This is a genomic window from Massilia sp. P2_C2 (assembly GCF_056404615.1).
In genome coordinates this window covers 1-2,198 of record NZ_JBFUDR010000536.1, presented here as the reverse complement: position 1 = coordinate 2,198, position 2,198 = coordinate 1, and the positions used below count along the sequence as shown (strand labels likewise).

3 protein-coding genes are annotated in these 2,198 nt (G+C 55.7%); 1 reads left to right on the top strand and 2 read right to left on the bottom strand.

The genetic code is table 11. The annotated features are described in order from the left end of the window. The coding region (locus tag AC1DYX_RS30550; RefSeq protein WP_477265889.1) for an FG-GAP repeat domain-containing protein at positions 1–1,132 on the bottom strand (1,132 nt) is incomplete at its 3' end. A 27-nt stretch (positions 1,133–1,159) separates the two neighbouring features. On the opposite strand from AC1DYX_RS30550, the gene AC1DYX_RS30545 reads away from it, so the two are divergent. Beyond that, the gene (locus AC1DYX_RS30545; RefSeq protein WP_477265887.1) at positions 1,160–1,528 is read left to right on the top strand and encodes a pirin family protein; all 369 of its coding nucleotides are present in this window, start codon (positions 1,160–1,162) and stop codon (positions 1,526–1,528) included. A gap of 275 nt (positions 1,529–1,803) precedes the next feature. Here the strand turns inward: AC1DYX_RS30545 and AC1DYX_RS30540 are convergent, their stop codons facing one another. Continuing rightward, positions 1,804–2,157 (bottom strand): SEL1-like repeat protein, encoded by a 354-nt coding sequence (locus tag AC1DYX_RS30540; RefSeq protein WP_477265885.1) that lies wholly within the window; start codon positions 2,155–2,157, stop codon positions 1,804–1,806. Positions 2,158–2,198: the final 41 nt, after the last annotated feature.

The window sequence follows — 2,198 nt, the reverse complement described above, 5'->3', positions numbered from 1 at the left end:
TACCCGACGTGACTGAATTCATCAGGTCCGGCGGCGTTGCATCGCTCTTGGTCAACAAGAGGTTGCTGGTGGCAGTGCCAGCCGAAGGCGCACTGGCGAGCCTCAATATCTCAACGGCGCCATGGCCGGTAAAATCACCGAGGACATAGCCGAAATTCGCGTTTCGCAACTGGATGGGCGTCGCACCGCCCAGATTGAACGTGCTCGACAGACTGAAGGTGCCGTCGCCATTGCTCAAGTACAGGGCGTTCTTGGTCGCATCGCTGTGCCATTTCAAAATGTCCTGACGTCCATCGCCGTTGGCATCGAAGATGTCCACGCCAATGGTGCCGTCTTTCGAGCCCAATATGTCATTGGCCCCATTGATATTGAAATTGGTCAGCCCACTCARCGTATTGGCGCCCTGGGTGTCGCTGCCCGACAAGCAGCCTCGTTTGCCGCCGCCGTTGTAATCGATAAAGCCGCCCGACCGGCATGACCCGGCGGAGCTGACGAACCCCGTCAGATACGTTCCGGCGGGGATGCTCGTCGACGGAGGCATTACGTATGGGGTACCGAGGCTTTCGAATGTGCCATCCCCACGCGAACGGGCCACCGATATCGCGGTGGATGACACGCCATCGCTGCCGGCCCGGACGAAAACACTAAGGTCGTCGACGCCGTCGCCGTCCRCATCKCCAACAGCCGGATCGAGTGGATCGGTCTGTGAAAACATGCCATTGCCGGTGTAGGAAGCATTGGTGAATTTACCGGTGCCGTCGCCGTAATAAATCGATGTGCAGTTACTCACCGAACAAGATTGCGTGGGACCGCCCGCGTATAACGGCCCGGCAGCTTCGGTCACGACGACGTCAACCTTGCCGTCGCCATTGACGTCCAGAAAATTGTAATTCAAACCATAGGACAAACCCAAGGGTGAGCCACTCGAATCCCTGATCATCTGCTGCTGCGACCTTTTCAGGGTCACACCCGACACCGGATTCGGCGTGAACGATCCATCGCCTTTATTGATGTAGGCGGTATCTGTTCCGCCCGAGCAGCTATTCCCGATCACCAGAATATCCGGGAGACCGTCCCCATTGATGTCGACGATGTAAGCCTGGCTGCATCCGTTCGCCGACGACAGATTCACAGATTCAACGGCTCGAAGACGGCACCCGTGCACTTCCTGCAGATCTGGATCGAGCCGGATACCAAAGGCATTCCGCCCGGCTATGAGGAAAAGCATTTTTCCGCCGAAAGCAAAAAGGGCAAGCTGCGGCTGATCGCGTCGCGGGATGGGCGGCAGCAGACGGTGACGATTCATCAGGATGCGTCGGTGTATGCGGCTATTCTCGACGAAGGCGATCGCGTCGAACATGTGCTGGATCGGGAGCGGCTGGCCTATGTGCACGTGATTCGCGGGGATGTTTCCGTCAATGGCGTGCCGTTGAAGGATGGGGATGCGCTCAAGATTGGGGGTGAGGAGCGGGTTGTGTTTGACCGGGCGGAGGGGGTTGAACTGCTGTTGTTTGATCTGCCGGCTTGATAGGGTGGAAATGGCCGGCTTCCGCTGCCAAGGGAGCGGGGCCGGGAAAATGATCAAATGTAGAGCCAAGGCAACCGACTCCTGATGCGATTACATGCCGGGACCGCTGAACCTGGCAATCAAGTCGCCAAGTTAGTCTTTCCACAAAAAGCCAGCCACAATGAGGCAGATGACTGCACGAAACTAAACATATAACCAAGCGGGTCTTGACGGTGACGTCGCCAATGCCGACACCGCTTCGAGTTGCTTATTTTACGACCTGTAAACGACGACTCTTAGTGAGATGCTGACGACTCAACGACGAACTTTTCGCAATCAGCATTAACGGCTTGCCCAACTGCGACCAATTTCCAGCATTCGGCGCCTTTTTCACTTTTCTTGAATCCATGCCAACCGTTAAGTGGCGCGTCTGACAGCCATAGAATGGCACTTTTCTGCCCACCCTTTACGGCCCTAAGAATCCAGTATCGAGTAGCCGCCTCTCGCTCATCAGCCGAAAACTGAATTCCAACAACGACTTTGTTCGCTAGTAGTAAAGCTATTGCCTCCTGCACCTCAGGATCACCTTTTTCTGCAAGTGGAAGCCACAGGGCATACGCCTTCGAGAAAATTTCCACTATTAACAGCATCGGAGCCTAACTCCTTTAGCGTTTTCGCCAATGCACAGACC